The organism is Phaeobacter sp. HS011 (assembly GCF_018101215.1).
Lineage (GTDB): Bacteria > Pseudomonadota > Alphaproteobacteria > Rhodobacterales > Rhodobacteraceae > Phaeobacter > Phaeobacter inhibens.
Genome location: NZ_JAGEUF010000010.1, coordinates 88551 through 114401, shown reverse-complemented (window position 1 = coordinate 114401; position 25851 = coordinate 88551). Strand labels below are relative to the sequence as shown.

Below are 25851 nucleotides of genomic sequence, written 5' to 3'. Positions count from 1 at the left end.
AGATGCACGAGGGGAGGCGCTGCGATGTCAGAGACGCTGTTGGTGGAGGATCACGGGACATGGGTGGAAATCACCCTGAACCGTCCGGACCGGTTGAACAGTTTCACAGAGGAGATGCACCATGCCCTGCGCGCAGCCCTTGAAGCGGCCCGCGATGGTGGCGCGCGTGCTGTACTGCTGACGGGATCCGGACGTGGTTTCTGTGCCGGGCAGGATCTGGGCGACCGCGATCCGCGCAAGATGGACGGCCCGCCGGACCTTAGCCATACCGTCCGCACCTTCTACGCGCCGCTGGTGAACCTGATCCGCTCGCTCGATTTTCCGGTGATCTGTGCCGTCAACGGCGTCGCCGCCGGGGCGGGGGCCAATCTGGCGCTGGCCTGCGATGTGGTTCTCGCGGCTGAGAGTGCCAAGTTCATCCAGTCGTTTTCCAAGGTCGGCCTGATCCCCGATACCGGCGGCAGCTGGCATCTGCCGCGCTTGCTGGGCGAGGCCCGCGCCAAGGGGCTGGCGCTGACCGCTGAACCGCTGCCCGCGAAAAAGGCCGAGGACTGGGGCCTGATCTGGAAGGCATTGCCGGATGACGACCTGATGGCCGAGGCCCGCGCCATGGCTGAGAAGTTCGCAAACGGCCCCACGCTTGGTCTGGGGCTCACGAAACAGACCATTCAAGCCGCCGCCGTCAACACGCTGTCCGACCAGCTGGAGATTGAGGCGGACGCGATGAAGACCTGCGGTGAAAGCGTGGATTACGCCGAAGGTGTGGCCAGCTTTCTCGAAAAACGCGCCCCTGAGTTCAAGGGCAAATGACCATGACCCCGAAAGACCGCGCCGAAAAATCCGCCGCCGCGATGTGGGCCGAGGATCATGCGTCCAAATGGGCGGGCATGGAAATCACCCATGTGGATGAGGGCGAGGCGACGCTGGAGCTGACCGTGGCCCAGCACCACTGCAACGGCCACGGCATCTGCCACGGCGGTGTCACCTTCATGCTGGCCGACAGCGCCTTTGCCTTTGCCTGCAACAGCCGCAACCAGTCGACCGTGGCGCAGCACAATGTGATCAGCTTCACCGCGGCCGGGCGGCTGGGCGACAAGTTGATTGCCACGGCGCATGAGGTCTCTCTGACCGGGCGCAGCGGTATCTATGACGTGACAGTGACCAATCAGGACAGCCAGAAGATCGCGGAATTCCGGGGTTTCTCCCGGGCGATCAAAGGCCAGTTGTTCGACGAATAAGGCGTGGAGGATGCCATGGAAGACCTGAGCCCCAAGAAGGGTGAACTGGACCCGATCGAGATCGCTTCGATCGACGAGATCCGCAGCCTACAGCTGGACCGGCTGAAGTGGTCGCTGCGCCATGCCTATGACAACGTGCCGATGTACAAGCAACGGTTCGACGAGGCGGGCGTGCATCCGGACGACCTGCAAGAGCTGTCCGATCTGGCCAAGTTCCCTTTCACCTACAAAAACGACCTGCGGGACAACTATCCGTTCGGCCTGTTTGCGGTGCCACGGGAACAAATCATGCGCCTGCATGCCTCATCGGGCACCACCGGCAAGCCGACCGTGGTGGGTTACACCGCCAATGATATCAGCAACTGGGCCGATCTGGTGGCGCGGTCCCTGCGGGCCTCGGGCCTGCGCAAGGGCGATATGGTGCATAACGCCTATGGCTATGGGCTGTTCACCGGCGGGCTTGGCGCGCATTACGGGATCGAACGGCTGGGTGCGACTGTGGTGCCGATGTCGGGCGGCCAGACCGAAAAACAGGTCGGCCTGATCACCGATTTCAAACCTGACGGCATCATGGTGACGCCCTCCTACATGCTCAACATCCTTGAGCAGTATCACAAGGTGGGCATGGATCCGCGCGACTGTTCGCTGAAGGTTGGCGTCTTTGGCGCTGAACCCTGGACGGACGCGATGCGCCGCGAGGTTGAGCAGGCTTTCGACATGCATGCGGTCGATATCTACGGCCTCAGCGAAATCATGGGACCCGGCGTGGCCAATGAATGCGTCGAGACCAAGGACGGCCCCGTCATCTGGGAGGATCACTTCCTGCCGGAAATCATCGACCCGCAGACCGGCGAGGTGTTGCCGGACGGCGAGATGGGGGAGCTGGTGTTCACCACGCTGACCAAGGAAGGCCTGCCGATGGTGCGCTACCGCACCCGCGACCTGACCCGCCTGCTGCCGGGCACCGCGCGCACGATGCGGCGGATGGAGAAGATCACCGGCCGCAGCGACGACATGATCATCCTGCGCGGCGTCAACGTCTTCCCCAGCCAGGTCGAGGAGCAGTTGCTGGCCACTGGCGGGCTGGCGCCTTACTACCAGATCGAGCTGTATAAATCCGGCCGCATGGACGCGATGCGGGTCTTTGTGGAGGCCAATCCGGATGCCACAGATGAGTTGAGCAAGACCGCGGCGGCCCGGATGCTGACCAAGCGGATCAAGGATATGGTTGGCGTCTCGACGGAGATCATCGTCGGCGAACCGGGATCGGTGGAGCGCAGCCAGGGCAAGGCCAAACGCGTTGTCGACAACCGCAGCAAGGAGTAACACGGTTTGGCCCGCACCATTGCAAAAGACCACGACGAGAAACGCGCCCAGATTTTGAAGTCTGCGGCCAAAGTCTTTGCCGAACAGGGGTTTGACCGCGCGTCAATGACCCAGCTGGCGCGCGAATGCGGGATCTCCAAGGCCAATATCTACCACTATTACGACAGTAAGGATGCCGTATTGTTCGGCGTCCTTGATACCTATCTGAGCGAGTTGCGCGACCGGGTTTGTGGAGTGGATGTCAGCGCGTTGATACCGGAGCAGCGGCTGCGCCGCATCGTCTCCGAAATCCTGCTGGCCTATCAGGGCGCGGATCACGAACATCAGGTCCAGATCAGCGCAATGGGGGCGCTGCCGGAGCCACAGCAGGCACTGCTGCGCGGGTATCAGCGCGAATTGGTTCAGCTGGTCAGTGACGCGCTTGCCGGGGTTGCTGCCGATGGCATCGCCAGAGATCCGGCCAAGCTGCGTGCCGCCACCATGTCGGTCTTCGGGATGTTGAATTGGTACTACATGTGGAATTCCGGCGCTGGACCTGAGGCGCGTGAAGATTACGCACAGATGGTGGCAGATCTGACCATGAACGGCATCCGGTCGCTATAGCATCCCGTCCGGATCACTCCGGTTGCAGCAGTCTCTGGCGTCGGAAAAATAATTGAACCCAGACATGCAAAAGGCCGCCTGAAACGGGCGGCCTTAGGGTGATTCTATCCACAGAAAGCTGTGGTCAGAATGTCTTTAGATGGATGGGCGCGGAAAACCCGCGCCGCGATCCTTACAGCAGTTCCAGCGAACCTGCGGACTGCTTGCCGTCACGACCAGTTTCCAGCTCGTAGGAAACTTTTTGGTTGTCGTTCAAACCATTAAGGCCCGAGCGTTCAACCGCAGAGATGTGTACAAACACGTCCTTGCCGCCAGACTCAGGCTCGATAAAGCCGTAGCCTTTTGTTGCGTTGAACCATTTCACGGTGCCATTGGCCATCCGAATTCTCCAGTATCTATCTCCCCGCAGGGTGCGGGATCGTAAGGCCTGATATCACAGAGTGACCGGCGCGACCATGCCCACAATGTCATAAGTTTTGCGAAGGATGGGGGCTGTGATTTCTCGGGCACGCTCCGATCCACGTGCGAGAATTTTGTCGATCTCGTCCTGATGTTGCATCAGCCGGGCCATTTCGGTGGTGATCGGGCTCATTTTCGCAACCGACAGATCTGCCAGCATCGGTTTAAACTCCGAAAACGCCTTGCCGCCGACATCCGCCAGCACCTGATCAACCGATTGCTCTGCCATGGCGGCGTAGATGTTGACCAGATTGCGTGCCTCCGGCCGTCCTTCCAGCCCCTCAACCTCGGAGGGCAGGGCGTCAGGGTCGGTCTTGGCCTTGCGGATCTTCTTGGCGATGGTGTCGGCATCATCCGTCAGGTTGATGCGGCTGGCATCAGACGCATCCGATTTCGACATTTTCTTCGACCCGTCGCGCAGCGACATCACGCGTGTGGCCGCGCCTTCGATCACCGGCTCGGTCACCGGAAAGAAATCGACGCCGTAGTCGTGATTGAACTTCATCGCGATGTCGCGGGTCAGTTCCAGATGCTGCTTTTGATCTTCGCCCACGGGCACATGGGTGGCGTGGTAGACCAGAATATCAGCCGCCATCAGTGCCGGATACGCAAACAGACCAAGCGAGGCGTTCTGGGCATTCTTACCGGCCTTGTCCTTCCACTGGGTCATCCGCTGCATCCAGCCCATGCGGGCAACGCAGTTGAAGATCCACGCCAGCTGCGCATGCTCGGGCACCTGGCTCTGGTTGATCAGGATCGACTGTTCAGGATCAAGCCCGGCGGCGATGAACCCGGCGCAAAGCTCGCGCGTGGATTTCTTCAGATCCGCCGGATCCTGCCAGACGGTGATCGCGTGCATGTCGACCATGCAGTAGATGCTCTCCACGTCCTTGGCCTGCCAGTCCACGAACCGCTTCAGCGCGCCAAGATAGTTGCCAAGGTGCAGATTGCCCGATGGCTGGATGCCGGAAAACACGCGGGGCGTGAATGTGGTCTCGGTCATCAAGAAACTCCCGTCTGGAATTAGGATCCTTGCTGGCTTAACCATGGCTGGAACCATCGTCAACCGCGCGCGGATCAACCGGGCCGCCGGGCAGGGCGGCAGAGCAGGCAAGCAGGAGCAAGATCACAATGGAATACCAAAAAGAGCCGTCTCCGGTGAACCCGCTGCCGCCGGTTGTGGTGGCGCTTGTGTTGATCATCATGGGGATCGAAGCCGGGTTTTCGCTTGGCGCGCGCGGGATCTTTGGCGGGCCTGAGGCCGTCGGCTGGCGGCTGGAGGCAATTCAGACCTATTCGTTCTCTTCCGACATCTTCTGGTGGATGTGGGAGACCGGGCAATGGCCGACGGAGCATCTGATCCGTTTTGTTTCTTACCCCTTTGTGCATGTCGCATTCACCCAGACCCTGTTTGTCTGCGTTTTCGTGCTCGCCATGGGTAAGATGGTGGGCGAAATTTTTGGCGATCTGGCCATGGTGCTGGTGTTTCTGGTCTCTGGCATCGGCGGCGCTGTTGGCTATGCGCTGCTGACCCAATCATCGGTGCCGCTGATCGGTGGCTTTCCTGCGGTCTACGGGCTGATCGGGGCCTTCACCTATATCCTGTGGCGGCAGCTGTCGCTTGTCGGCGCGCAGCAAAGCCGCGCTTTCACGCTGATTGCCTTTCTGATGGGGATCCAGCTGCTGTTTGGCCTGCTGTTCGGCGGCACCCTTGACTGGGTCGCCGATCTCTGCGGCTTTGCCACCGGCTTTGGCCTGTCCTTCTTCCTCGCCCCCGGCGGCTGGGCCCGCATCCGCAATCATATCCGCAGGGAGTGATCAGCCAACCTTGATTGGCAGGTTCACGCGCTAGGGTGGCTTACGGGGCCTTACCGGGTTGGGGTCCCGCCGCGACGCACGGCACGTTTGATATCCCCCAAACGGACCGCGCCGATGATCTGGCCGACGCCGAAATAGACCACCGCGCCCAGCACGATCAGTCCCAACAGCGCCAGATAGCGCCAGCTGGGCAGGTAGAACAGCCAGCCAAAGCTCTGCACCACGCCGAACAACGCCAACCCCATGATGGCGGAGGCTGCAAGGATGCGCAGGCTCCGATCATAGAACCGCTGGTCGAACCGCGCGACCTCTCCCATGCGGCGTGCGCCCAGCCACAGGCAGGCGACCATTGCCCAGCCCGCCACAGTCGCTGCGATGGCAGGGGCAATCCAGCCCAGATAGGGTTTCAGGCCAAAAGCCAGCACCGCATTGATCACCATCGCCACCACTGCGTAGCGGAACGGTGAGCGCGTATCCTCGCGGGCAAAGAACAGCGGCTGCAGCACCTTTTGCAGCACAAAGGCGGGTAGGCCAGCGCCATAGATGGCAACCGCCAAGGCAATGGCGGCCACGTCATCGGCACCGGTCGCGCCGCGTTCATACAGGACGGACACAAGAACCAACGGAACGGCAAGAAAAGCCGCAGTTGAGGGCAGCGTGAGCAGCAGTGAGAATTCGCCGGCACGTGAGAACGCATCGCGTGCGCCCGCATCGTCACCCGCCCGCAGGCGGCGCGACAGATCCGGCAGCAGCACGATGCCGATGGCAATGCCCACGACCCCCAGCGGCAGCTGATACAGGCGATCCGCGACAAACAGCCAACTCACCGCGTTTTCAATGTCAGAGGCCACCTGCTGCCCGACCACCAGATTGATCTGTGTCACCCCCATCGCCAGTGCTGCCGGCAGCGCCACACGGACGAGGTTTTTCATCTGCGGCGTCCAGCGGGGCAGGCCGGGGCGCAAGCGAATACCGGCCCGGCTGGCGGCGATCCACACCAGCGCCAACTGCGCGACACCTGCGACCGGGATGGTCCAGACCAGCCAGGTGATCACCGCGCCCCCCATCGTGGCCCCGGCAATCATCGCCGCACAGGCAAAAATATTGAGCAAGACAGGCGCCGCTGCTGCCGCAGCAAACCGTCCGGTGGCATTCAGCACGCCGGAAAACAGCGCCGCCAGCGACATGCACAGAATATAGGGAAAGACGATTTTGCCGTAGCCCACCGCCAGATCGAACCGCGCATCGCCCACAAAACCGCCCGCCGTGGCCCAGACCAGCGCGGGCATGAACACCATGCCAAGGCTTACCAGCAGCAGAACTGTGATGGCCAGCAGATTGAAGGCTTCCTGTGCAAAGCCCTGCGGATCCTCGCCGCTCTCCAGCCGCTTGGCAAACATTGGCACAAAGGCTGCGTTAAACGCCCCCTCGGCAAAGAAACGGCGGAACATATTGGGCAGCCGGAAAGCGGCCACAAAGGCATCCATCAGCGGACCGGGGCCAATATAGGCGGTGATCAGGATTTCGCGCAGAAACCCCAGGATACGGCTCGCCAGCGTCCAGAATCCGACGGTGAGAAAGCCTGACAGCAGTTTGATCGGCTTCATGATCCGGCCCGCTTTGCCCCTTCGGCGATGGCACTGCGCAGCTTGGCTTCCAGTGATTTCTGCTTGGCTTCGGAGTAATATTTCAACCCGAACATATCCTTCACATAGAACGCATCGACCACCTGTTCGCCATAGGTGGCGATCACCGCATTTGCGATGTAGATATTGGCCCCCGCCAGCGTGCGCGCCAGATCATAGAGCAGCCCAGGCCGGTCGCGCGTGTCGACCTCGATGATTGTGTAGATCTCTGAGCCATCGTTGTCGAAGGTGATATGCGTGGGCACGTTAAACGCCCGCTCGCGCTTCTTGATCTTATCGCGGGACTTCAGCGCCTCGCCGGTGATCACCTCGCCCTTCAGGGTCTTGTGAATCATCTCGCGCAGGCGGGGCAGGCGCTCGGCCTCATAGGGGTGACCTTCGGAATCCTGGATCCAGAAGGCATCGGTCACATAGCCGTCCTTCGTCGTGTAGGATCGCGCATCAACCACATTTGCGCCCACCAAGGCGAGCGCGCCGGCAATGCGGGCAAAGATACCTGGGTGATCCGCCATGCAGAAACAGGCCCGCGTCGCATCGCGGTCTTCGTCGGGGTGCAGGCGAACAATCATCCCACCGGGATCATCCAGATCGGTCAGCTCCCGCAGCATCTCGGCAAAGTCGATATGGGCGGTCACATGCAACCCCTGCCAATAGGGATCATAGTGGCGCGCGGTCTCCACCTTCAGCTCCGCCTTGGACCAGTCGGGCAGGGCGGCGCGCAGGGCTTTCTTGGCCTCCGTGCCGCGATGGGCGCGGTTCAGCGCCTCCATGCCATTCTCCAGCGCCTCGCGGGTCTGGTTGTACAGCGCGCGCAGCAGCGCCGCCTTCCAGTTGTTCCAGGTATCCGGGCCAACACCGCGAATGTCGCAGACCGTGAGCAGCAACAGCAGATCCAGCCGCTTGATTGTCTTCACCGCCTTGGCAAAGTCGCGCACGGTGCGCGGATCGGCAATATCGCGTTTCTGCGCCATATCCGACATCAACAGATGATACCGCACCAGCCATTCCACGGTTTCACTGTCGCTCTTGCTGAGGCCCAGCCGGGGCGCAACCCGTCGTGCAATCTGCGCCCCGAGGATCGAATGATCCTGTTCACGTCCTTTGCCGATGTCATGCAGCAGCATCGCCACCAACAGCACCTTGCGGCTCAGCCCTTTGCGCAGGATTTCCGAGGACAGCGGCAGCTCATCCTCCAACTCCCCCCGTTCAATCGCCGCAAAGTTGGCGATCACCTGAATGGTGTGCTCATCTACGGTGTAGGAGTGATACATATTGAACTGCATCATTGCCACGATCGGCTCGAACTCGGGCACAAAGGCGCTGAGCACCCCCAGTTCGTTCATCCGTCGCAAGGCGCGTTCAGGGTTGCCATGTTTCAGCAGCAGATCAAGGAAAATGCGCCGCGCTTCCTTGTCGTTGCGCATTTCGTCATCGACCAGATGCAGGCTGGCAGTGACCAGCCGCATGGCGTCAGGATGGATCAGCATTCCGGTGCGCAGCGCTTCCTCAAAGATCCGCAACAGGTTCAGTTTATCCGCACAAAAGGCATCGGGATCGGCGACATCCAGACGATTATGGACCACCACATAGCCGGGCTTTACCCGTGGGCGGCGGCGGAAAATCCGTTCCAGCAGCGGTTCGCTTTTCTGGTGGGTGGCTTCCAGCTTGGTTAGGAAAATCCGGGTTACATCGCCAACCTTGGTGGCGTGGCGGAAATACTCCTGCATGAAGACCTCAACCGCGCGTCGCCCGGCCCGGTCCTCATATCCCATGCGTGCGGCGACCTCGACCTGAAGGTCAAAATTCAGCTGTTCGGTGGCCCGTTTGGTCAGTAGATGCAGATGTGCCCGCACCGCCCAGAGGAAGTTTTCAGCCTTGGCAAAGGAGTCCAGCTCTTCCGGGCTGAACAGCCCCATCGGCACCAGTTCGGCGACATCCTGCACCTGGTACAGGTATTTGGCGATCCAGTAGAGGGACTGCAGGTCGCGCAAACCGCCCTTGCCCTCCTTGACGTTGGGTTCCACGACATAGCGCTCACCCTGTTTCAGGTGGCGGGCGTCACGCTCGGCCAGCTTGGCCTCGACAAAGTCGCGGGCGTCCTTGGAAAACAGCTCCGCATTCAGCCGCCGGTCCAGATCCGCCGCCAGCCCGGCGTCGCCATCCAGAAACCGCTGTTCCAGCATGGCGGTGCGAATGGTGAAATCCTCACCCCCCAGCCGGATGCAATCGCGGATGGTGCGGCTCGAATGGCCCACCTTCAGGCGCAGATCCCACAGAATATAGAGCATCGATTCAATCGCGCTCTCGGCCCAGGCGGTGATTTTGTAAGGCGTGAGAAACAGCAGGTCCACGTCGGACTGCGGCGCCATCTCACCCCGTCCGTAGCCGCCAACCGCAATCACCGCGATCCGTTCGCCCTGGGTGGGGTTGGACAGCGGGTGCAGCAGGCTGGTGGCGGTGAAATAGGCGGCAGTGACCAGACCGTCGGTCAGATAGACATAAGACCGGGTCAGCGCCCGTGCGGCAAAGGGTTCCTCGGCAAAGGCCTCGGCGATGGCGGCGCGCCCGGCCAGATTGGCCTCGCGCAGGATTTTCACAACGCCAGCGCGCAGCTCCGCCGCCGAGCAATCCCGTGACAGGGCGGTGATGGCGGCGCGCACGGCAACGGCGTCAAAAATTTTGCCGGGGTCGCAGATCAGCGGCCCCAGCAAAGGTGGTAGATGGACGGTGTCCGGCAGCGCTGGATCAGAATCCGGCACCGGCGAAGCTGCTGGGAGCTGGGTCAATAACCACAACCTTCTGTTCTTGGATTGTCGCAACCGCAAGGCCGCGTTCATTGGTGCCATCGGGGCGCAGGCGGAAAATGCCGCCGGTGCCCTGGAACCCATTGCCACGGGTCAGCGCCGCGCCGGTCAGCGCGTCGGATTTGCCTGCACTCACCAGTGCGCCAATGGCGGCGATCCCGTCATAGGCAAGACCACCGATCGGATGCGGAGCGGCACCATAGCTGGCCTGATAGCGGCTGCGGAATTGCTGCGACCGGTTGGTGTCGGGCATTGCAAACCAGCCGCCCTGCACACCCGGCAGCGCCAGCGTCTGTGCCGGAATATCCCAGCGGGTGAGGCCGATATACTGTGTTGCGGCCGGGTCCACGCCTGCCTCCGGCATCAGCTGGGTCAGCAGGGGCAGGGCACCGGCGGTATTCGCGGTCAGGAACACCGATTGCGCGCCGCTGCTGGCAACGGTTGAGCGGATCGTCGGGATGGCGTTGATCACGCCCTGCTGCGACAGCTCGTAGCTGACAGCGCCATTGATATTGGCCCCGGTGCCTGCGGCTGCGCGCTCAATCGCCACGCGGCCGGCCTGACCTGCGGGGTCACTGCCGCTGACAATCACCATATTGCCCTTGCCCTGACGGGTGGCATAGCTGGTCAGACGGCGTGCTGTGTTGTCGAAGGTCGGCCCGAGGATAAAGACATTGCCACCGGCAATTGCGGTGTTGTTGGAAAACGCCAGAACGTTGACGTTGCGCTGTGCGGCTACCAGACCCGCGGCATTCGCGGCCTCTGCATAGACTGGCCCCAGAATGATCCGCGCGCCATCATTGATTGCGGTGGTCGCGGCGGTTGCGGCCTGCTGGGGCGTGCCTGCGGTGTCATAGATTCGCAGATCAATCTGCGCCCCGTTGAGATCGGCAATCGCCATCCGGGCCGCATTCTCAAGGCTTTTGGCCAGCAGCGCATCGCCGGACTGCGCGGACCCGCGCGGCACCAGCAGGGCAACGGGCACGGGTTTGGTTGTGTTGATCGATGGCCCGCCACCGGTTGGCAAGGTATCACAGGCGGCCAGTGCCAGCGTCGAAACCACGGTAGCAGCGGTCATTGCCGCCTTGCGGGCGTGTTGAAAAACAGCAAACATAATGGACTTGAAACTCCCTTGTCCGGCGGCGTACGCCGTGTTGGTACCTGAGGGATCATAAACGACCAACAAGGCGGGTCCAGCGTGAATCACAAGATCGTCCATTTGCCATCCGGCCTCTACTTTGTTGCGACGCCCATCGGCACCGCGCGCGACATCACTCTGCGGGCGCTGGATGTGCTGGCTTCTGCCGATATGATCGCCGCCGAGGACACCCGTTCCCTGCGCAAACTGATGGAAATCCACGGTGTTCCGCTCAACGGGCGGCAGATTGTGGCCTATCACGATCACAGCGGTGCAGGGGCCCGCGCACGCCTGCTGGCCGCGCTGGCGGAGGGGCAATCGGTTGCCTATGCCTCCGAGGCGGGTATGCCGCTTATTGCCGATCCGGGCTATGACCTCAGCCGCGCCGCCGCCGAGGCCGGGCATCTGGTGACCGTGGCGCCGGGGGCCTCTGCGGCGCTGGCGGCGCTGACACTGGCTGGCCTGCCAACGGATGCGTTTTTCTTTGCGGGCTTCCTGCCGAACGCCAGCGGCGCCCGGCGCAAGCGGCTGGAAGAGCTGGCAGCCGTGCCCGGCACGCTGGTCTTTTACGAATCGCCCAAGCGGATTGCGGCCTCCCTGCGCGACATGGCGGCGGTTCTCGGCGACCGTCCCGCCGCGCTCTGCCGTGAAATCACCAAGAAATTCGAGGAGGTGCGCCGCGACAGCCTGCTGACCCTCGCCGAGGGGCTGGATCAGGCCCCCGTCAAAGGCGAGATCGTTGTGCTCGTTGACCGGGCACGCGGCGTCAGTGTCAGCGACGGCGACCTCGACAGCGATCTGCGCGCCGCGTTGAAGGACAACTCCGTAAAAGACGCCGCCTCCATCGTGGCCGAGATGCACAATCTGCCCCGTCGCAAGATCTACCAACTGGCGCTCGATATGGCCAAGGACGCCGGCTGAGCGTGGCCGGGCGGCAGGACACCCCGCCCAGGCGCGCCTCGGCCCGTGGGCTACGTGGCGCAAAATCCCATCACGCCGGACATGCGGCGGAGGAGTTGGTTGCGCGCCACTATGAGCGGCAGGGCTATCAGATCGCGGCACGCCGTTGGCGGGGCGGCAGCGCTGAAATCGATCTTATTCTGCGGCTTGGGGCGATGGTGGTGTTTGTTGAGGTCAAACACAGCGCCACCCGCGATCAGGCCATGGCGCGCATCAATGCCGCGCAGATGCAGCGCATGATGGCCAGTGCAGCGCAGTTTCTTGCGGATGAACCGGCGGGCCAGCTGACGGAGGCACGGCTTGATGTCGCGGTGGTGGATGGCACCGGCAGAGTTGAGGCGCTGGAAAACGCCTATGGTCAGGGTTGATCAGTTCAGCCATTGAACCCGCCGCCAAGCTGGGTCATGTATTCCGCGTGGGCGGTTTTGCCCATGTCATTTTGCCCATGTCATGAGGGACTGACATTATGAAAATCGCCTTTCAAATGGACCCGATCACCGACGTTGACATCAACGCCGACAGCAGCTTCCGCCTCGCTGAGGAGGCGCAGGCGCGCGGGCATAGCCTGTTTTTCTACGGTCCCGACCAGCTGGCCTATCAGGAGGGGCGCATCACCGCGCGCGGCCATGATATGACGGTCCAGCGGGTGGCTGGCACCCCGGCGGAACTCGGCCCGCGCCGCGAAGTCGACCTGAGCGACTTTGACGTGGTCTGGCTGCGTCAGGACCCGCCCTTTGACATGCATTACATCACCTCCACCCATCTGCTGGACCGCCTCAAGGGCCAGACGCTGGTGGTCAATGATCCGTTCTGGGTCCGCAACTACCCGGAAAAACTGCTGGTTCTGGATTTCCCCGAGCTGACGCCGCCGACCACCGTCGCCCGCGATCTGGACACCATCAAGGCGTTCAAGGAGAAACACGGCGACATCATTCTGAAGCCGCTCTATGGCAATGGCGGGGCCGGTGTGTTCCGGCTCGACGCCAATGACCGCAACCTGACTTCTCTGCATGAGCTGTTCACCGGCTTCAGCCGGGAGCCGCTGATCGTGCAGAAATTCCTGCCGGATGTGTCGAATGGCGACAAACGGGTGATCCTCGTTGATGGTGAGCCGGTTGGCGCGATCAATCGCGTGCCTGCAGCGGGCGAAACCCGCTCCAACATGCACGTCGGCGGACGGCCTGAGAAAATCAGCCTCAGCGACCGGGATCGCGAGATTTGCGCCGCCATCGGACCCTTGCTGCGTGAAAAGGGCCAGGTCTTCGTCGGGATCGATGTGATCGGCGACTATCTCACGGAGATCAACGTGACCTCACCCACCGGCATTCAGGAGCTGGAGCGCTTTGACGGGGTGAATATCGCCGAAAAGATCTGGCAAGCGATCGAAGCCAAGCTCTGAGCTATCAGTTGAGAAAACCCGCCTAGGCGGCAATGCGAAAACTGATCGCTTCGGCGATATGGGGGCGGCGGACATCCGGCGCCCCGTCCAGATCCGCGATGGTGCGGGCCACCCGCAGGACCCGGTGATAGCCGCGCGCGGTCAGTCCGAACCGGTCCGCTGCCTGCAACAACAATGCGCGGCTCTCGGCATCCGGCGTGGCCACCTCTTCCAGCAGCTGCCCCTCGGCATCGGCGTTCTGGCGCAGCCCCGGATGATCGTGGTAGCGGCTGGTCTGGATCTCGCGGGCGATGGCCACCCGCATCGCCACATCCGCCGAGGTCTCGCTGTCGCCCGGCATGTCCAGATCGGCAAATGCCACCGGCGGCACATCCACCCGCAGATCAAACCGGTCCATCAATGGCCCGGAGATGCGGCCAAGATAATCCGCCGAACATTGCGGCGCCCGCGCACAGGCCCGGTTGGCATCGCTGAGCGCGCCACATTTGCAAGGGTTTGCCGCCGCCACCAGCATGAAACGGCTGGGGTAGCTGACATGGGCATTTGCACGCGCCACATTCACATAGCCGGTTTCCAGCGGTTGGCGCAGCGTTTCCAGCACTGCGCGGCTGAACTCCGGCAACTCATCAAGAAACAGAACCCCGTTATGGGCCAGGCTGATCTCACCGGGTTGCGCCCGCCGTCCACCGCCGACAATGGCCGCCATCGACGCCGTATGATGGGGTTCGCGGTAGGGTCGGTCGCGGCGAATGCCACCGTCGTCGATCAGCCCGCAGAGCGACTGGATCATCGATGTCTCCAGCGCCTCAGCCGCCGTGAGGGGCGGCAGGATAGAAGACATCCGCGCCGCCAGCATGGATTTTCCCGATCCCGGCGACCCAACCATGAACAAATGGTGCCGACCGGCTGCAGCGATCTCCAGCGCGCGTTTTGCCCGTTCCTGACCTTTTACATCGCGCAGATCCTTGCCGGCCGGACCCTCAATGACGTCACCGGGCGCTGCCGGGGGGATCACCATCTGCCCGGTAAAATGCCGTACGACATCTGTTAACCCGCTGGCGCCAATCACCGTTGCATCGCTGACCCAGGCGGCCTCCGCGCCGGAGGCTCTGGGGCAGAGCAGCCTCCGCCCTTCGCTGGCGGCGGCCATAGCCGCGGGCAGGGCACCCACCACCGGTACAAGGCTGCCGTCCAGCGACAACTCCCCCAGTGCAATGGTTTCTGATGCCGCCTCAGACGGGATAATCTCAATCGCGGCCAGCAGCGCCAGTGCGATGGGCAGGTCAAAATGGCTGCCCTCCTTGGGTAGATCCGCAGGCGACAGGTTGACCGTGATCCGGCGCGAGGGCAGGGCGATCGACATGGTCGCAAGGGCGGAGCGCACCCGCTCCCGCGCCTCGCTGACTGCCTTGTCGGGCAGACCTACGATGGAGAAAGCAGGCAAGCCGGGGGCGACAGCGCATTGCACCTCAACCGGGCGGGCCTCAATGCCTTGAAAGGCAACGGTATAAGCGCGCGAAATCATCTCTCCCCTTTCCGCTTTGGGTGGGGAGAGATGCTTTGACAACGTGGTTTCGGAGTCGTTAATGCGCGTGGAGGGCCCCTGAGGTTTTACGCATTATTTACCCTGATGGCTGACCGGCAGTTCAGCTCAGCTGCCAGGGGATGCGCGGCAAATCAATCGGGTAGGGATCGGTGCTATACTTCACCTCATCCATTCGATCCTGCCAGCGGCGCAGCACAGGATCAGAAAGGGTGACGCGACAATAGGCACGCATCTCATCCGCAACAGGCAGGTCAAATCCGACAATGCGCGCCGCCACCGGCGCATAAAAGGCATCCGCGATGGAATAGCTGCCAAAGAGCCAGCCCTCGGCGCAGCCCGAGACCGTCCGCGCATGAGCAAACAGCGTCTCAATGCGCCGCAGATCCGCCAGAACCGCCTCAGAGGGTTCAAACCCCTGATAGATATGGGCCAATTGCATCGGACAGGCGCTGCGCAGCGCGCCGAAACCAGAGGCCATCTCCGCCACCAGCCAGCGGGCCGTCGCGCGCTGGCGCGGATCTTCGGGCCACATGCCTGCCTCGGGATGGCGCTCCGCCAGAGTTTCGGCAATCGCGACGGTCTCGCCAATCACCGTACCATCGGGCAGTTGCAGCGTCGGCAGCAGCCGCGCAGGCGCCAGCGCCGCCATTCTGTCCTTCATGGTGCCCGAGAACATCTCAATCAGCGAGACCTCATGAGGCAGGTTGAATTTTTCCAGCATCAGCCAGCCGCGCAACGACCAGCTGGAATACTTGCGATCACCGATATAGAGTTGATATGTCATGACGCGAGGCTAGCGCGTCACGGATCATTCCCAAAGATAATATTTGTGAGGTAATTCATCACGGAATGTGATTGATTTTGCCGCAACCCCATCCCTGTTCCCAATCAGCCCCCTGATGGGTGAGTTCCGTGACCGACAGATTATCGATCCGGTGCGAGAAAGCCTCTTCCGCGGTCAGCCGCTCGGCCCGCTGGATCTGCGTCAGGATCTGGCCAAAATGGCCCACCACAATCAGATTGCGCCCGCGATGGGTGTCGATCAGCCTATTGATAGCCCCATTCACCCGCGCGCAGACCTGATTCCAGCTTTCGCCGCCGGGAGGGGTCACGTCGCCGGGGGTTTCCCAATAGGCGCGGATGCGGTCTGGGTCTTCGGCGTCGATCTCGCGCCAGCTGCGCAGCTCCCAGGCGCCGAAATGAATCTCGCGCAGATCCGGATGATCCTCCAGCCGCTGCCGGTCGCGCCCGATAGCAGTCGCCGTGTCGCGCGCCCGGCTCAGATCGGAGGAGACCACCAGCGCCTCAGCGGGGAGATATCCATGCAGCCGGTTCAGCGCGCCCGTGTCCGACAGATCAGCCGGCAGATCGGACCAGCCGACCATGGATTTGGCATGGGTTGGGCCGTGACGGACCAGAAACAGTCTCGTGATCGCATCGTTGCTCATAGCGTTCCTTTCAGCACCTGCGGCAGTCCGGCGGTGACCAGCACGGCCCGGTCAGCCATCCCGGCCAATGCGATATTGAGCCGGCCCTGCGCCTCGCGGAACTGCCGGGCCAGCGCATTGTCCGGCACGATGCCGTGCCCCACCTCGTTTGACACCACGACCACCTCAGCTGCGCAGCGCTGCAAGGCATCCAGCAGGTCGTGCTGCGCCGCTTGCAAATCCGCCTCCGCCAGCATCTGATTGCTGAGCCACATGGTGGCGCAATCCACAAGACAGATCTGATCCGCCGCCAGCGAGTCGAGCACCGGCGCGAGGTCCATCGGCGCCTCATGGGTGGTCCAGCCGGTGCCCCGCTGATGAAGGTGGCGGTCAATCTTCGCGCGCATCTCATCGTCAAACACTTGTGAAGTAGCGAGGTAAACCCTGTCTTTACCGGAGCTTAGGCAGAGGCTTTCGGCAAAGGCCGACTTGCCAGACGCTGCGCCGCCAAGAATGAATGTGACTTTAGACGGCAATTTTACTACCCTGAACATATCGAGTGTTGCGTGACTGGGTAGCCACGGGTGCAATGCAGCACAAGATGTGTTGACCACAAGGGCGCGTCAACCTGCCTAAGATGACGCCGTATTTCAGACGTTTATTGCACCCCAGACCGGCCCGATGTGGCGGCGCGTTATGCGTTTTTCGCCACAACCTGTCCGGCCACAGACGACAGTCCCGACCCTATTTTCGGGAATTTGCCAATTGTGAAGTGATCCAAATCCGCGCGGCGCGCGTAAACAGATCAAAATTCATCTACGGGGAAGAAAAATGGCACTTGATACCATGATCGAAAACCCGTTGCCCAAGCGGGCAATGAAGGCGGAATTGCTGGACGCGGAAACAGAGCTGCAACTGGCCTACGCCTGGCGGGATGAACGCGATGTGCAGGCACTGCACCGTTTGATCAACGCCTACATGCGACTGGCCATCTCGATGGCGTCCAAATTTCGCCGCTACGGCGCGCCGATGAATGACCTTATTCAGGAGGCGGGTCTGGGCCTGATGAAGGCGGCAGACAAGTTCGATCCTGATCGGGGTGTGCGCTTCTCCACCTATGCGGTCTGGTGGATCAAGGCCTCCATTCAGGACTATGTAATGCGCAACTGGTCGATGGTGCGGACCGGGTCGACCTCCTCGCAGAAATCGCTGTTCTTCAACATGCGCAGGGTGCAGGCCCAGCTGGAGCGACAGGCCCAGTCGGAAGGCACGCGCCTGGACCAGCATCAGCTGCACCAGCAGATCGCCACCGAAATCGGCGTGCCACTGCGGGATGTGCAGATGATGGACGGGCGGTTGGCGGGCGCGGATTTTTCGTTGAATGCTGTCCAGTCAGCCGAGGAAGAGGGGCGCGAGTGGATCGAGGCGCTGGAAGACGACAGCGCTCAGGCCGCCGAGCTGGTCGAGGAAAGCCATGACACCCGGCAGCTGCGGACTTGGCTGGTGGAGGCGATGCAGGCGCTGAACGACCGCGAACGCTTCATCATCACGGAACGCAAACTGCGGGAAAAACCGCGCACATTGGAGAGCCTCGGAACCGAGTTGGGCCTGTCCAAGGAGCGTGTGCGCCAGCTGGAGGCAGGTGCCTTCCAGAAGATGCGCAAATCGCTTGAAACCTGTTCACGGGAAGTCCAGAATTTCCTCCTATGAAAAACCACAGTGATGTTATCAACAAAGGCGCGCCCCAGATCGGACGCGCCTTCTTTATGCGCGGCTCAGCACTGGGGCGCGTGGCGTTATGCGCAATGGTTCTGGCTGTTGCCATGGCGGGCAGTGGCGCGGCAGACAGCAATATCGGACATGCCCCATCGCCTGCGGTGCTGGCTCGCTCCAGCGCTGAGGTGCTGCCGGCTATGGCTGAGGCCGACGTGGTCTTTCTGGGTGAGGTGCATGACAACCCGGCCCATCATCAGGTACAGGCGGAGTTGATCGCGCAATTGCGTCCCCAGGCGGTGGTCTGGGAAATGATCACTATGGAACAGTCGCAAAGACTGACACCAGCGCTGCTGCGAGACTCTGCCGCCTTGGCCGAAATACTGGATTGGGCACAATCCGGCTGGCCCGACTTTGCACTCTATCAACCGGTATTCTCCGCCAGCAGTGAGGCTGCGCAATTCGGCGCCTTGGTACCCCGCGCGGACACCCGCCGCGCGATGGAGATCGGGGTGGCCGTCTTCTTCGGTGTGGACGCGGCGCGATATGGCCTGACAGATCCGCTGCCAGAGGCGCAGCAATCTCAGCGGGAGGCGGATCAACTGGCCAATCACTGCAACGCCATGCCACCTGAAATGCTGCCGGTGCTGGTCAATTTGCAGCGACTGCGGGACGCGGCGCTGGCACGTGCCGTTGTGATCGCGATGCAGCAGCCAGATTATGACAGATCCAAGGGTCCTGTTGTTGTTATCACCGGCAATGGTCATGCACGGCTGGATCGTGGCGCCCCAGTGGCATTGCGATTGGCACGTCCCGATTTGCGGATCGCGGCCCTTGGCCAGTCCGAAGACAGCCAGATCGCGGGCGTGTTCGATGTGGTTCTGGACGCGGTTGCCATCCACCGTCCCGATCCCTGTCTGGCGTTCCAGTAACAACCCTATCCCGGCGCGGGGCAAGGGGTCGCCGAAAACCGTTTCACACTGGCGGCGTGGCGCAGTAGAGTTTGCCGGGACCTGCGGCAAGGATGGGCAAATGCTGGCGAACAAACGTATTCTCCTGATCATCGGCGGCGGGATTGCCGCCTATAAATCGCTGGAGCTGATCCGCCGACTGCAGGATCAGGGCGCCGAAGTGGTGCCGGTCCTGACCAAGGCGGGAGAGGAATTTGTGACCCCCTTGTCAGTCTCTGCACTGGCCGGGCAGGCAGTTCACCGGGACCTGTTTGATCTGACAGCCGAGGCTGAGATGGGCCATATCCAACTGTCGCGCAGCGCGGATCTACTGGTGGTGGCCCCGGCAACCGCAGATCTGATGGCGAAGATGGCCAATGGTCACGCCAATGATCTGGCCTCCACCCTGCTGCTGGCAACCGATACGCCGGTGCTGCTGGCGCCCGCGATGAATGTGCGCATGTGGCAGCACCCGGCAACCCAGCGCAATCTTGAGATCCTGCTGGCGGATGGTGTTGCTTGCGTTGGTCCCGATGAGGGCGGCATGGCCTGCGGTGAATTTGGCCCCGGCCGTTTGGCGGAACCGGCCGCGATTGTTGCCGCGATTGTCGCCAAACTCTCCGACGGGCCGCTGAAGGGACAGCGTATTGTCCTGACCTCCGGCCCCACCCATGAGCCGATCGACCCGGTGCGCTATATCGCCAACCGCTCATCCGGAGCGCAGGGAACTGCGCTGGCCCGTGCTCTGCGCGATCTGGGCGCTGAGGTGGTCTTCATCACGGGCCCTGCCAGCGTCGCGCCGCCCGAGGGGGTTGAGGTGGTGGCCGTGGAGACCGCGCAAGAGATGGCCGACGCGGTGACCGCCGCCCTGCCTGCGGACGCCGGAGTCTTTGCCGCAGCCGTGGCCGACTGGCGGGTCACCAGCGCCTCTGATCGCAAGCTGAAGAAATCGAAGGATGGCCTGCCGGCGATGGAATTTGCCGAAAACCCGGACATCCTCAAATCCGTGTCGCATCTGGATGAGGGGCGGCCGAGACTTGTTGTGGGGTTTGCGGCAGAAACCAATGATGTGGTGGAAAACGCCACCGCTAAACGCCTGCGCAAGGGCTGTGACTGGATTATTGCCAATGATGTCTCCCCCGCGACAGGTATCATGGGCGGTAGCGAAAACGCGGTTGTGCTGATCTCAGATCAAGGCGCAGAGAGCTGGCCGCGCATGGACAAGGGCGCTGTCGCACGTCAATTGGCGGATCGCATCGCAGCGGCGCTCACAGAGAGAGGCTGAGCCGCCCGAATAGGAAACATCGAATAAGGACAAGGCACAGGAATGGTCGAGATCCGCATCACATATGACGAGGGCGCAGACAGGGATGTGCCGCTGCCTGCCTATCAGACGGCCGAAGCCGCAGGTGCCGATCTGCGCGCCAACCTGCCGGATCGCGCGCGCCTGACCCTTGCCCCTGGTGCCCGCGCGCTGGTGCCCACCGGGCTGCGACTGGAAATCCCGCAAGGTTATGAGGTGCAGATCCGCCCCCGCTCCGGCCTTGCGCTGAAACATGGCATCACCCTTCCCAATGCGCCCGGCACCATCGACAGCGATTATCGCGGCCCGCTGGGGGTCATTGTGATGAACGCAGGTGACGCCCCGTTTGAGATCGCCCATGGCGACCGCATCGCGCAGATAGTGGTTGCGCCGGTGTTGCAGGCGCGTTTTCAACTGGTCGACAGCCTGAGTGAGAGCGCGCGCGGCAGCGGTGGCTTTGGCTCCACGGGGCAGCGCTGATGCTGTCGATTATTGTTCTTGCGGCTCTGATCTGGTGGGGCGGGCGGTTTCTCGGGATGGGGCACACCCTGCGGCTGGGCCTGCTCGGGGTGCTGTATATCGCTATTCTGGCGGTGCATCTGACCTTGCCTGAAACCGCACCGCTGCGGGGGGCCACCGGTGGATCTGCGGCGCCCTGGCTGGTGCTGGCCGGTATGGTGGTTCTGGTGCTGGCGTATCGCCATTTGTTGCGCCGCCTGCGCAGCCGCGCACAGCCGGAGGAGGATGCCGAGGGTGGCGCCAAACCTCGCCCGGACAAATTCTCGGAGAGCGAGCTGGACCGCTACGCCCGTCACATCGTCCTGCGCGAACTGGGCGGGCCGGGGCAGAAGAAACTCCGCAAGGCCCGTGTTCTGGTGATCGGGGCAGGGGGCTTGGGCGCGCCCGCGCTGCAATATCTTGCCGCCGCCGGGGTGGGCACCATTGGGGTGATCGACGATGATCTGGTGGAAAACGCCAATCTGCAGCGGCAGGTGATCCACCGCGATCAGGATATCGGCATCCCCAAGGTGTTCTCGGCGCAGGCCGCGATGGAGGCCCAGAATCCCCATATCACCGTGCGCCCCTATCACCGCCGCCTGAACGCGGATATCGCGACCGATCTTTTTGGCGATTATGATCTGATTCTGGATGGCACCGACAATTTCGAAACGCGCTATCTGGTCAATCGCACCGCCGTGGCACTGGGCAAGCCGCTGATTTCAGGCGCGCTGTCGCAGTGGGAGGGGCAGATTTCGCTGTTTCACCCCACCGCAGGCGGCCCCTGTTATCAGTGCATCTTTCCCGAGGCACCGGCCGCAGGGCTTGCGCCCAGCTGTTCCGAGGCCGGGGTCGTGGGGCCCTTGCCCGGTGTTGTTGGCGCGATGATGGCGCTGGAGGCGATCAAGGCGGTCACCGGCGCGGGTCAGACCCTGCAGGGCGAGATGCTGATTTATGACGGGCTCTATTCCGAAAGCCGCAAGATCACCCTCAGCCAGCGCAGTGATTGCCCGATTTGTGCGGGCGGGGAGGCAGCCGGGGAGGAGACTGGCCGCCACGAGGCGGGCAGCAACGAGACGGGCAAAGAGGCGGGCGCGCCGCACTCCGATGCGGGGTCATCCGAGACAATCTGACGACGCAATTACATCACCAAAGGGGAGGATAAGATGACATTCAATTGGACCCAAACGGCTCTGAAAACGGTGGCCGCAACCGCAGGGGTGGCATTGCTGGCAAGCGCAGCCACGGCTGCGGATCTGCCGGACCTTGAGGGGCGCGAAGTGGTTGTTTCGGTGGAAAACGCCTATCCGCCGTTGCAATTCGTCGAACCGTCCAGCGGCAAGGCGATTGGCTGGGAATATGACGCCATGGCGGAGATCGCCGAGCGGATCAACATCACCGTTGTCTATGAAACCACCAGCTGGGACGCGATGATCCCGGCGGTCAGCGATGGCCAGTATGACATGGGCATGACCGGCATCACCATTCGCGATGATCGCAAGGAAAAGGTTGATTTCTCCGACAAATACCTGACCTCGCAAATGCGCATGATCGTGGCCGGGGATGAGAGCCGGTTTGATGATGCTGCAGGTTTTGCCGCGGATGCGGACCTGTTGGCGGGCGCGCAGCCCGGCACCACGCCGTTTTACGTGACGGTTTACGATATTCTGGATGGTGACGAGGCCAACCCGCGCATCAAGTTGTTTGAAACCTTTGGCGCGGCCATTCAGGCGCTGCGCACGGGCGATGTGGATCTGGCACTGTCGGACAGCACCGCCGCCAACGGGTACGTGCAGGCCTCTGACGGAGCGCTGAAAATCGTGGGTGAGCCGTTGGGGACTGAGGATTTCGGCTTCATTTTCCCCAAGGGCAGCGATCTGGTGGCGCCGATCAATGCGGCCATCGCCGCGATGGAGGCAGACGGCACGCTGGAGGCGCTGAACACCAAATGGTTCCTTGAGTATAAGCTCGGCGGATAACCCTGCACAGACACCGACCAATCCCCGGCCCAGGCGCCGGGGATTTCTACATCAAGGGGCAGACATGAGCGCACAAGAGCCAAAGCCGCGCAGACCGGACGGCAAGAAAGACGATTTTCCCTGGTGGCTGGCGGCGGTGCTTCTGATTGGCGGGACGCTGATCTGGCGGGTGGCCTCGGATGATCTCTATCTCACCATCCTCAGCACGTTGATGCGGGGCGTCCAGCTGACCATCTTTGTCACGCTGATCAGCTTCTTTCTCGCGTCGCTTCTGGGTCTTGGGCTGGCGCTGGCGGCGGGGTCACGCTGGCTGGTGATCCGGCAGGGTGCGCGGTTCTATATCGAGGTGGTGCGCGGCATTCCGATCATCGTGCTGCTGCTTTACGTCGCCTTTGTGCTCGCACCCGCACTGGTGGAACTGCGGAACTGGCTGGGGGATCACATCGGGCTGGACCCGATCCGCACGCGCAATTTTCCGCTGCTGTGGCGGGCCATTATCGCGCTGATGATCGCCTATTCCGCCTTCATCTCGGAGGTGTTTCGCGCCGGTCTGCAATCGGTGGATGAGGGCCAGATTGAGGCGGCAAAGTCGCTGGGCCTCAGCCGCTGGCATCGCTTCCGTTTCATCGTGTTTCCACAGGCGATCCGCACCATCCTGCCGCCGCTGGGCAATGATTTTGTCGCCTTGGTCAAAGACAGTTCGCTGGTGTCAGTGCTGGGCGTTGCGGATGTTACGCAGCTGGGCAAGCTGACGGCGGTAGGCAATTTCCGCTATTTCGAGACCTACAACGTGGTGGCGCTGATCTATCTGACGCTGACGATTGGCTTGTCGCTGCTGCTCAGACGGTTTGAGAAACACCTGCGACGTCGCGAGGAGCGCCGGTAGCGGGAAGGCTCCGGCGGTGATTGGTGAAATTCTCTCGACTGTGCCTCTGGACGGCGGGCGGGGGCAGGCATAGCTTCCTCTCAAAGGAGATTTGCCATGACCAATCCGCTGCTGTCCACTTGGGACACGCCATTTGAAATTGCGCCGTTTGATGAAATCAAGGACAGCGATTTTGCCCCTGCTCTGGATGAGGCGCTGGCTGCGCATAAGGCGCAGATTGATGCGATTGCCACCGCAGATGAGGCACCAACATTTGCCAATGTGATCGAGGCGCTGGAAACCCCTTGCCGCGAGCTGGAGCAGGTTCTGTCGGTGTTCTACAGCGTGGCTGGTGCAGACAGTAACCCCGAGCGCGAGGCGTTGCAGCGGGCGTTCTCCCCGAAACTGGCAGCGCATTTTTCCGCCATCACCGCCAACAAGGCGCTTTATGCGCGCGTCAAATCGGTGTGGGATCAGCGCGATACGCTGGATCTGACCGAGGAACAGCAGCGTGTCCTGATGCTGACCAATCGCGGATTTGTGCGTGGCGGTGCAGCGCTGGAGGGCGCGGATGACACCCGCATGCAGGAGATCAAATCCCGCCTTGCGACGCTTGGGACGGAGTTCACCCAGAACCTGTTGGCGGATGAACGTGATTGGTTCATGGCGCTGAGCGAAGAGGATTTGGCCGGTCTGCCGCAATTTGTGGTCGATGCTGCCCGCGCAGCGGGCAAGGACAAGGGGCTGGATGGCCCTGCGGTCACGCTGTCGCGCTCTCTCATCACGCCGTTTTTGCAGTTTTCTCCCCGTCGCGACCTGCGCAAGACGGCGTTCGAGGCCTGGGCTGCACGTGGGGCCAATGGGGGCGACAGCGACAATCGCGAAATCGCTGCCGAAATTCTGGCCCTGCGCGAAGAGCGCGCCAAATTGCTCGGCTATGAAAACTTCGCAGCCTACAAGCTGGAAACCGAGATGGCCAAAACCCCGGCCGCGGTGCGCGATCTGCTGATGCAGGTGTGGGAGCCGGCCAAGGCGCAGGCGGAGGCGGATGCCTGGGTGCTGACCAAGATGATGCAGGAAGACGGCATCAACGGCGAGCTGGAGCCCTGGGACTGGCGCTACTACGCGGAGAAACGGCGCAAGGCGGAGCATGATCTGGATGAGGCGGAGCTGAAGCCTTATTTCCAGCTGGACCGCATGATCGAGGCGTCGTTTGACTGCGCAACCCGCCTGTTCGGGCTGGAGTTCACGCCGCTGGACGTGCCGCTGTACCACGCGGATTGCCGCGCTTGGGAAGTGACCCGCAATGGTGCGCATGTGGCCGTGTTCATCGGGGACTATTTTGCCCGCTCCTCCAAACGGTCCGGCGCGTGGTGTTCGGCAATGCGCAGCCAGGCGAAATTCCCTGAGGTGCAGACCCCGGTCGTGATCAACGTCTGCAACTTTGCCAAGGGTGAGCCCGCGCTGTTGTCTTATGATGATGCGCGCACGTTGTTCCATGAGTTCGGCCATGCGCTGCACCAGATGCTGTCGGATGTGAGTTATGAGAGCATCTCTGGCACCTCGGTGGCGCGCGATTTTGTCGAACTGCCCTCGCAGCTGTATGAGCACTGGCTGGACGTGCCGGAGGTTCTGGGCAAATTCGCCACCCACGCCGACACCGGCAAGCCGATGCCGGTGGAGATGCGCGACCGGGTGCTGGCGGCTTCGACCTTTGATATGGGGTTCCAGACGGTGGAATATGTGGCCTCCGCACTGGTGGATCTGGCGTTTCATGACGGGCCTGCACCCAGCGATCCGATGGCCAGACAGGCGGAGGTCTTGGCTGAGATCGGCATGCCATCCGCGATCATCATGCGCCATGCCACCCCTCATTTCGCCCATGTGTTCTCCGGGGACGGCTACTCTTCGGGCTACTACAGCTACATGTGGTCGGAGGTGATGGATGCTGATGCCTTTGAGGCCTTTGAAGAGGCAAATGGGGCCTTTGATCCTGAGCGCGCCGAGGCGCTGGAGGCGCATATTCTCTCCACCGGTGGCTCCCGCGATCCGGCGGAGCTGTACACGGCGTTCCGGGGGCGCCTGCCGGGCGTTGATGCGTTGCTGAAGGGGCGCGGGCTGGCGGCGAAATAATCCGCGCGATGGTTTTGTCCGGAATGAGAGAGGGCAGGCGCGATGC

At 62.1% G+C, this 25851-nt stretch carries 25 protein-coding genes; 16 read left to right on the top strand and 9 right to left on the bottom strand.

The window, feature by feature from the left end; translation table 11 throughout:
- Nucleotides 1–24 precede the first annotated feature (24 nt).
- From paaG to J4721_RS17395, 4 genes are read left to right on the top strand one after another with little or no spacing between them, the layout of a single operon-like run.
- On the top strand, nucleotides 25–810 hold the full coding sequence (gene paaG, locus J4721_RS17410) for a 2-(1,2-epoxy-1,2-dihydrophenyl)acetyl-CoA isomerase PaaG (RefSeq protein ID WP_211003280.1): 786 nt from the start codon (nucleotides 25–27) through the stop codon (nucleotides 808–810).
- Between the two features lie 2 nt (nucleotides 811–812).
- Nucleotides 813–1238 (top strand): hydroxyphenylacetyl-CoA thioesterase PaaI, encoded by a 426-nt coding sequence (gene paaI, locus J4721_RS17405; protein WP_211003281.1) that lies wholly within the window; start codon nucleotides 813–815, stop codon nucleotides 1236–1238.
- A gap of 15 nt (nucleotides 1239–1253) precedes the next feature.
- Entirely contained in the window at nucleotides 1254–2564 is a 1311-nt protein-coding gene (paaK, locus tag J4721_RS17400) for a phenylacetate--CoA ligase PaaK (RefSeq protein ID WP_211003282.1), read from the top strand.
- Between the two features lie 6 nt (nucleotides 2565–2570).
- Complete coding sequence (locus J4721_RS17395; protein ID WP_014875580.1) at nucleotides 2571–3167, top strand: TetR/AcrR family transcriptional regulator; 597 nt, start codon at nucleotides 2571–2573, stop codon at nucleotides 3165–3167.
- Between the two features lie 172 nt (nucleotides 3168–3339).
- Here the strand turns inward: J4721_RS17395 and J4721_RS17390 are convergent, their stop codons facing one another.
- Both J4721_RS17390 and trpS read right to left on the bottom strand, forming a co-directional pair.
- Complete coding sequence (locus tag J4721_RS17390) at nucleotides 3340–3546, bottom strand: cold-shock protein (protein WP_014875579.1); 207 nt, start codon at nucleotides 3544–3546, stop codon at nucleotides 3340–3342.
- A gap of 54 nt (nucleotides 3547–3600) precedes the next feature.
- Nucleotides 3601–4629, bottom strand: a complete 1029-nt coding sequence (trpS, locus tag J4721_RS17385; RefSeq protein WP_027246399.1) for a tryptophan--tRNA ligase — start codon at nucleotides 4627–4629, stop codon at nucleotides 3601–3603.
- A gap of 128 nt (nucleotides 4630–4757) precedes the next feature.
- Between trpS and J4721_RS17380 the strand changes: the two genes are divergently transcribed.
- A complete protein-coding gene (locus tag J4721_RS17380) occupies nucleotides 4758–5444 on the top strand; it encodes a rhomboid family intramembrane serine protease (RefSeq protein ID WP_027246400.1) in 687 nt (228 codons plus the stop codon).
- 50 nt (nucleotides 5445–5494) lie between these two features.
- Here J4721_RS17380 and murJ read toward each other — a convergent pair whose 3' ends face one another.
- The 3 genes from murJ to J4721_RS17365 are packed head-to-tail and all read right to left on the bottom strand — an operon-like array spanning nucleotide 5495 to nucleotide 11008.
- Entirely contained in the window at nucleotides 5495–7051 is a 1557-nt protein-coding gene (gene murJ, locus J4721_RS17375; protein ID WP_211003283.1) for a murein biosynthesis integral membrane protein MurJ, read from the bottom strand.
- Nucleotides 7048–9876 (bottom strand): [protein-PII] uridylyltransferase, encoded by a 2829-nt coding sequence (locus J4721_RS17370; protein WP_199536270.1) that lies wholly within the window; start codon nucleotides 9874–9876, stop codon nucleotides 7048–7050. Before J4721_RS17370 ends, murJ begins: the two co-directional genes overlap by 4 nt.
- Entirely contained in the window at nucleotides 9836–11008 is a 1173-nt protein-coding gene (locus J4721_RS17365) for a penicillin-binding protein activator (protein WP_044040829.1), read from the bottom strand. Before J4721_RS17365 ends, J4721_RS17370 begins: the two co-directional genes overlap by 41 nt.
- A gap of 84 nt (nucleotides 11009–11092) precedes the next feature.
- Between J4721_RS17365 and rsmI the strand changes: the two genes are divergently transcribed.
- The 3 genes from rsmI (at nucleotide 11093) to gshB (ending at nucleotide 13391) form a co-directional block, all read left to right on the top strand.
- Nucleotides 11093–11953 (top strand): 16S rRNA (cytidine(1402)-2'-O)-methyltransferase, encoded by an 861-nt coding sequence (rsmI, locus tag J4721_RS17360; protein WP_211003284.1) that lies wholly within the window; start codon nucleotides 11093–11095, stop codon nucleotides 11951–11953.
- Nucleotides 11954–11955: 2 nt separating this feature from the next.
- The gene (locus J4721_RS17355) at nucleotides 11956–12360 is read left to right on the top strand and encodes a YraN family protein (protein WP_211003285.1); all 405 of its coding nucleotides are present in this window, start codon (nucleotides 11956–11958) and stop codon (nucleotides 12358–12360) included.
- A gap of 98 nt (nucleotides 12361–12458) precedes the next feature.
- Complete coding sequence (gshB, locus tag J4721_RS17350) at nucleotides 12459–13391, top strand: glutathione synthase (protein WP_076616796.1); 933 nt, start codon at nucleotides 12459–12461, stop codon at nucleotides 13389–13391.
- Nucleotides 13392–13413: 22 nt separating this feature from the next.
- Here gshB and J4721_RS17345 read toward each other — a convergent pair whose 3' ends face one another.
- From J4721_RS17345 to cobU, 4 genes are all read right to left on the bottom strand, one after another.
- The gene (locus J4721_RS17345; RefSeq protein WP_211003286.1) at nucleotides 13414–14916 is read right to left on the bottom strand and encodes a YifB family Mg chelatase-like AAA ATPase; all 1503 of its coding nucleotides are present in this window, start codon (nucleotides 14914–14916) and stop codon (nucleotides 13414–13416) included.
- A gap of 121 nt (nucleotides 14917–15037) precedes the next feature.
- Complete coding sequence (locus J4721_RS17340) at nucleotides 15038–15721, bottom strand: glutathione S-transferase (RefSeq protein ID WP_211003287.1); 684 nt, start codon at nucleotides 15719–15721, stop codon at nucleotides 15038–15040.
- Nucleotides 15722–15779: 58 nt separating this feature from the next.
- On the bottom strand, nucleotides 15780–16385 hold the full coding sequence (locus J4721_RS17335) for a histidine phosphatase family protein (protein ID WP_211003288.1): 606 nt from the start codon (nucleotides 16383–16385) through the stop codon (nucleotides 15780–15782).
- Nucleotides 16382–16900, bottom strand: a complete 519-nt coding sequence (cobU, locus tag J4721_RS17330; RefSeq protein ID WP_102849535.1) for a bifunctional adenosylcobinamide kinase/adenosylcobinamide-phosphate guanylyltransferase — start codon at nucleotides 16898–16900, stop codon at nucleotides 16382–16384. Before cobU ends, J4721_RS17335 begins: the two co-directional genes overlap by 4 nt.
- 295 nt (nucleotides 16901–17195) lie before the next feature.
- On the opposite strand from cobU, the gene J4721_RS17325 reads away from it, so the two are divergent.
- The 8 genes from J4721_RS17325 (at nucleotide 17196) to J4721_RS17290 (ending at nucleotide 25805) form a co-directional block, all read left to right on the top strand.
- Nucleotides 17196–18074, top strand: coding sequence for an RNA polymerase factor sigma-32 (locus tag J4721_RS17325; protein WP_014875566.1), 879 nt, complete (start codon nucleotides 17196–17198; stop codon nucleotides 18072–18074).
- Nucleotides 18071–19009, top strand: coding sequence for a ChaN family lipoprotein (locus J4721_RS17320; RefSeq protein ID WP_211003289.1), 939 nt, complete (start codon nucleotides 18071–18073; stop codon nucleotides 19007–19009). The genes J4721_RS17325 and J4721_RS17320 overlap by 4 nt, the downstream gene beginning before the upstream one ends.
- A gap of 100 nt (nucleotides 19010–19109) precedes the next feature.
- Nucleotides 19110–20312 carry a bifunctional phosphopantothenoylcysteine decarboxylase/phosphopantothenate--cysteine ligase CoaBC gene (gene coaBC / locus J4721_RS17315; protein ID WP_211003290.1) on the top strand — a complete coding sequence of 401 codons (1203 nt, stop codon included), beginning with the start codon at nucleotides 19110–19112 and terminating at the stop codon, nucleotides 20310–20312.
- A gap of 42 nt (nucleotides 20313–20354) precedes the next feature.
- Nucleotides 20355–20810, top strand: coding sequence for a dUTP diphosphatase (gene dut / locus J4721_RS17310; protein ID WP_211003291.1), 456 nt, complete (start codon nucleotides 20355–20357; stop codon nucleotides 20808–20810).
- Nucleotides 20810–21961, top strand: coding sequence for a HesA/MoeB/ThiF family protein (locus J4721_RS17305; protein WP_211003292.1), 1152 nt, complete (start codon nucleotides 20810–20812; stop codon nucleotides 21959–21961). Before dut ends, J4721_RS17305 begins: the two co-directional genes overlap by 1 nt.
- Before the next feature lie 33 nt (nucleotides 21962–21994).
- The gene (locus J4721_RS17300) at nucleotides 21995–22807 is read left to right on the top strand and encodes a transporter substrate-binding domain-containing protein (protein WP_027246413.1); all 813 of its coding nucleotides are present in this window, start codon (nucleotides 21995–21997) and stop codon (nucleotides 22805–22807) included.
- Between the two features lie 64 nt (nucleotides 22808–22871).
- Entirely contained in the window at nucleotides 22872–23693 is an 822-nt protein-coding gene (locus J4721_RS17295; protein ID WP_102873702.1) for an amino acid ABC transporter permease, read from the top strand.
- Between the two features lie 96 nt (nucleotides 23694–23789).
- Complete coding sequence (locus J4721_RS17290; RefSeq protein ID WP_211003293.1) at nucleotides 23790–25805, top strand: M3 family metallopeptidase; 2016 nt, start codon at nucleotides 23790–23792, stop codon at nucleotides 25803–25805.
- Nucleotides 25806–25851: the final 46 nt, after the last annotated feature.

Bases quoted from the DNA above. Each gene is read 5' to 3' on its own strand.
- gshB (WP_076616796.1), top strand. From the start codon at position 12,459: ATGAAAATCGCCTTTCAAATGGACCCGATCACCGACGTTGACATCAAC.
- paaG (WP_211003280.1), top strand. From the start codon at position 25: ATGTCAGAGACGCTGTTGGTGGAGGATCACGGGACATGGGTGGAAATC.
- trpS (WP_027246399.1), bottom strand. From the start codon at position 4,629: ATGACCGAGACCACATTCACGCCCCGCGTGTTTTCCGGCATCCAGCCA.
- coaBC (WP_211003290.1), top strand. From the start codon at position 19,110: ATGCTGGCGAACAAACGTATTCTCCTGATCATCGGCGGCGGGATTGCC.
- murJ (WP_211003283.1), bottom strand. From the start codon at position 7,051: ATGAAGCCGATCAAACTGCTGTCAGGCTTTCTCACCGTCGGATTCTGG.
- J4721_RS17325 (WP_014875566.1), top strand. From the start codon at position 17,196: ATGGCACTTGATACCATGATCGAAAACCCGTTGCCCAAGCGGGCAATG.
- J4721_RS17305 (WP_211003292.1), top strand. From the start codon at position 20,810: ATGCTGTCGATTATTGTTCTTGCGGCTCTGATCTGGTGGGGCGGGCGG.
- paaK (WP_211003282.1), top strand. From the start codon at position 1,254: ATGGAAGACCTGAGCCCCAAGAAGGGTGAACTGGACCCGATCGAGATC.
- paaI (WP_211003281.1), top strand. From the start codon at position 813: ATGACCCCGAAAGACCGCGCCGAAAAATCCGCCGCCGCGATGTGGGCC.
- dut (WP_211003291.1), top strand. From the start codon at position 20,355: ATGGTCGAGATCCGCATCACATATGACGAGGGCGCAGACAGGGATGTG.
- J4721_RS17340 (WP_211003287.1), bottom strand. From the start codon at position 15,721: ATGACATATCAACTCTATATCGGTGATCGCAAGTATTCCAGCTGGTCG.
- J4721_RS17300 (WP_027246413.1), top strand. From the start codon at position 21,995: ATGACATTCAATTGGACCCAAACGGCTCTGAAAACGGTGGCCGCAACC.
- J4721_RS17295 (WP_102873702.1), top strand. From the start codon at position 22,872: ATGAGCGCACAAGAGCCAAAGCCGCGCAGACCGGACGGCAAGAAAGAC.
- J4721_RS17335 (WP_211003288.1), bottom strand. From the start codon at position 16,385: ATGAGCAACGATGCGATCACGAGACTGTTTCTGGTCCGTCACGGCCCA.
- J4721_RS17390 (WP_014875579.1), bottom strand. From the start codon at position 3,546: ATGGCCAATGGCACCGTGAAATGGTTCAACGCAACAAAAGGCTACGGC.
- J4721_RS17365 (WP_044040829.1), bottom strand. From the start codon at position 11,008: ATGTTTGCTGTTTTTCAACACGCCCGCAAGGCGGCAATGACCGCTGCT.
- J4721_RS17290 (WP_211003293.1), top strand. From the start codon at position 23,790: ATGACCAATCCGCTGCTGTCCACTTGGGACACGCCATTTGAAATTGCG.
- J4721_RS17380 (WP_027246400.1), top strand. From the start codon at position 4,758: ATGGAATACCAAAAAGAGCCGTCTCCGGTGAACCCGCTGCCGCCGGTT.
- J4721_RS17320 (WP_211003289.1), top strand. From the start codon at position 18,071: ATGAAAAACCACAGTGATGTTATCAACAAAGGCGCGCCCCAGATCGGA.
- J4721_RS17345 (WP_211003286.1), bottom strand. From the start codon at position 14,916: ATGATTTCGCGCGCTTATACCGTTGCCTTTCAAGGCATTGAGGCCCGC.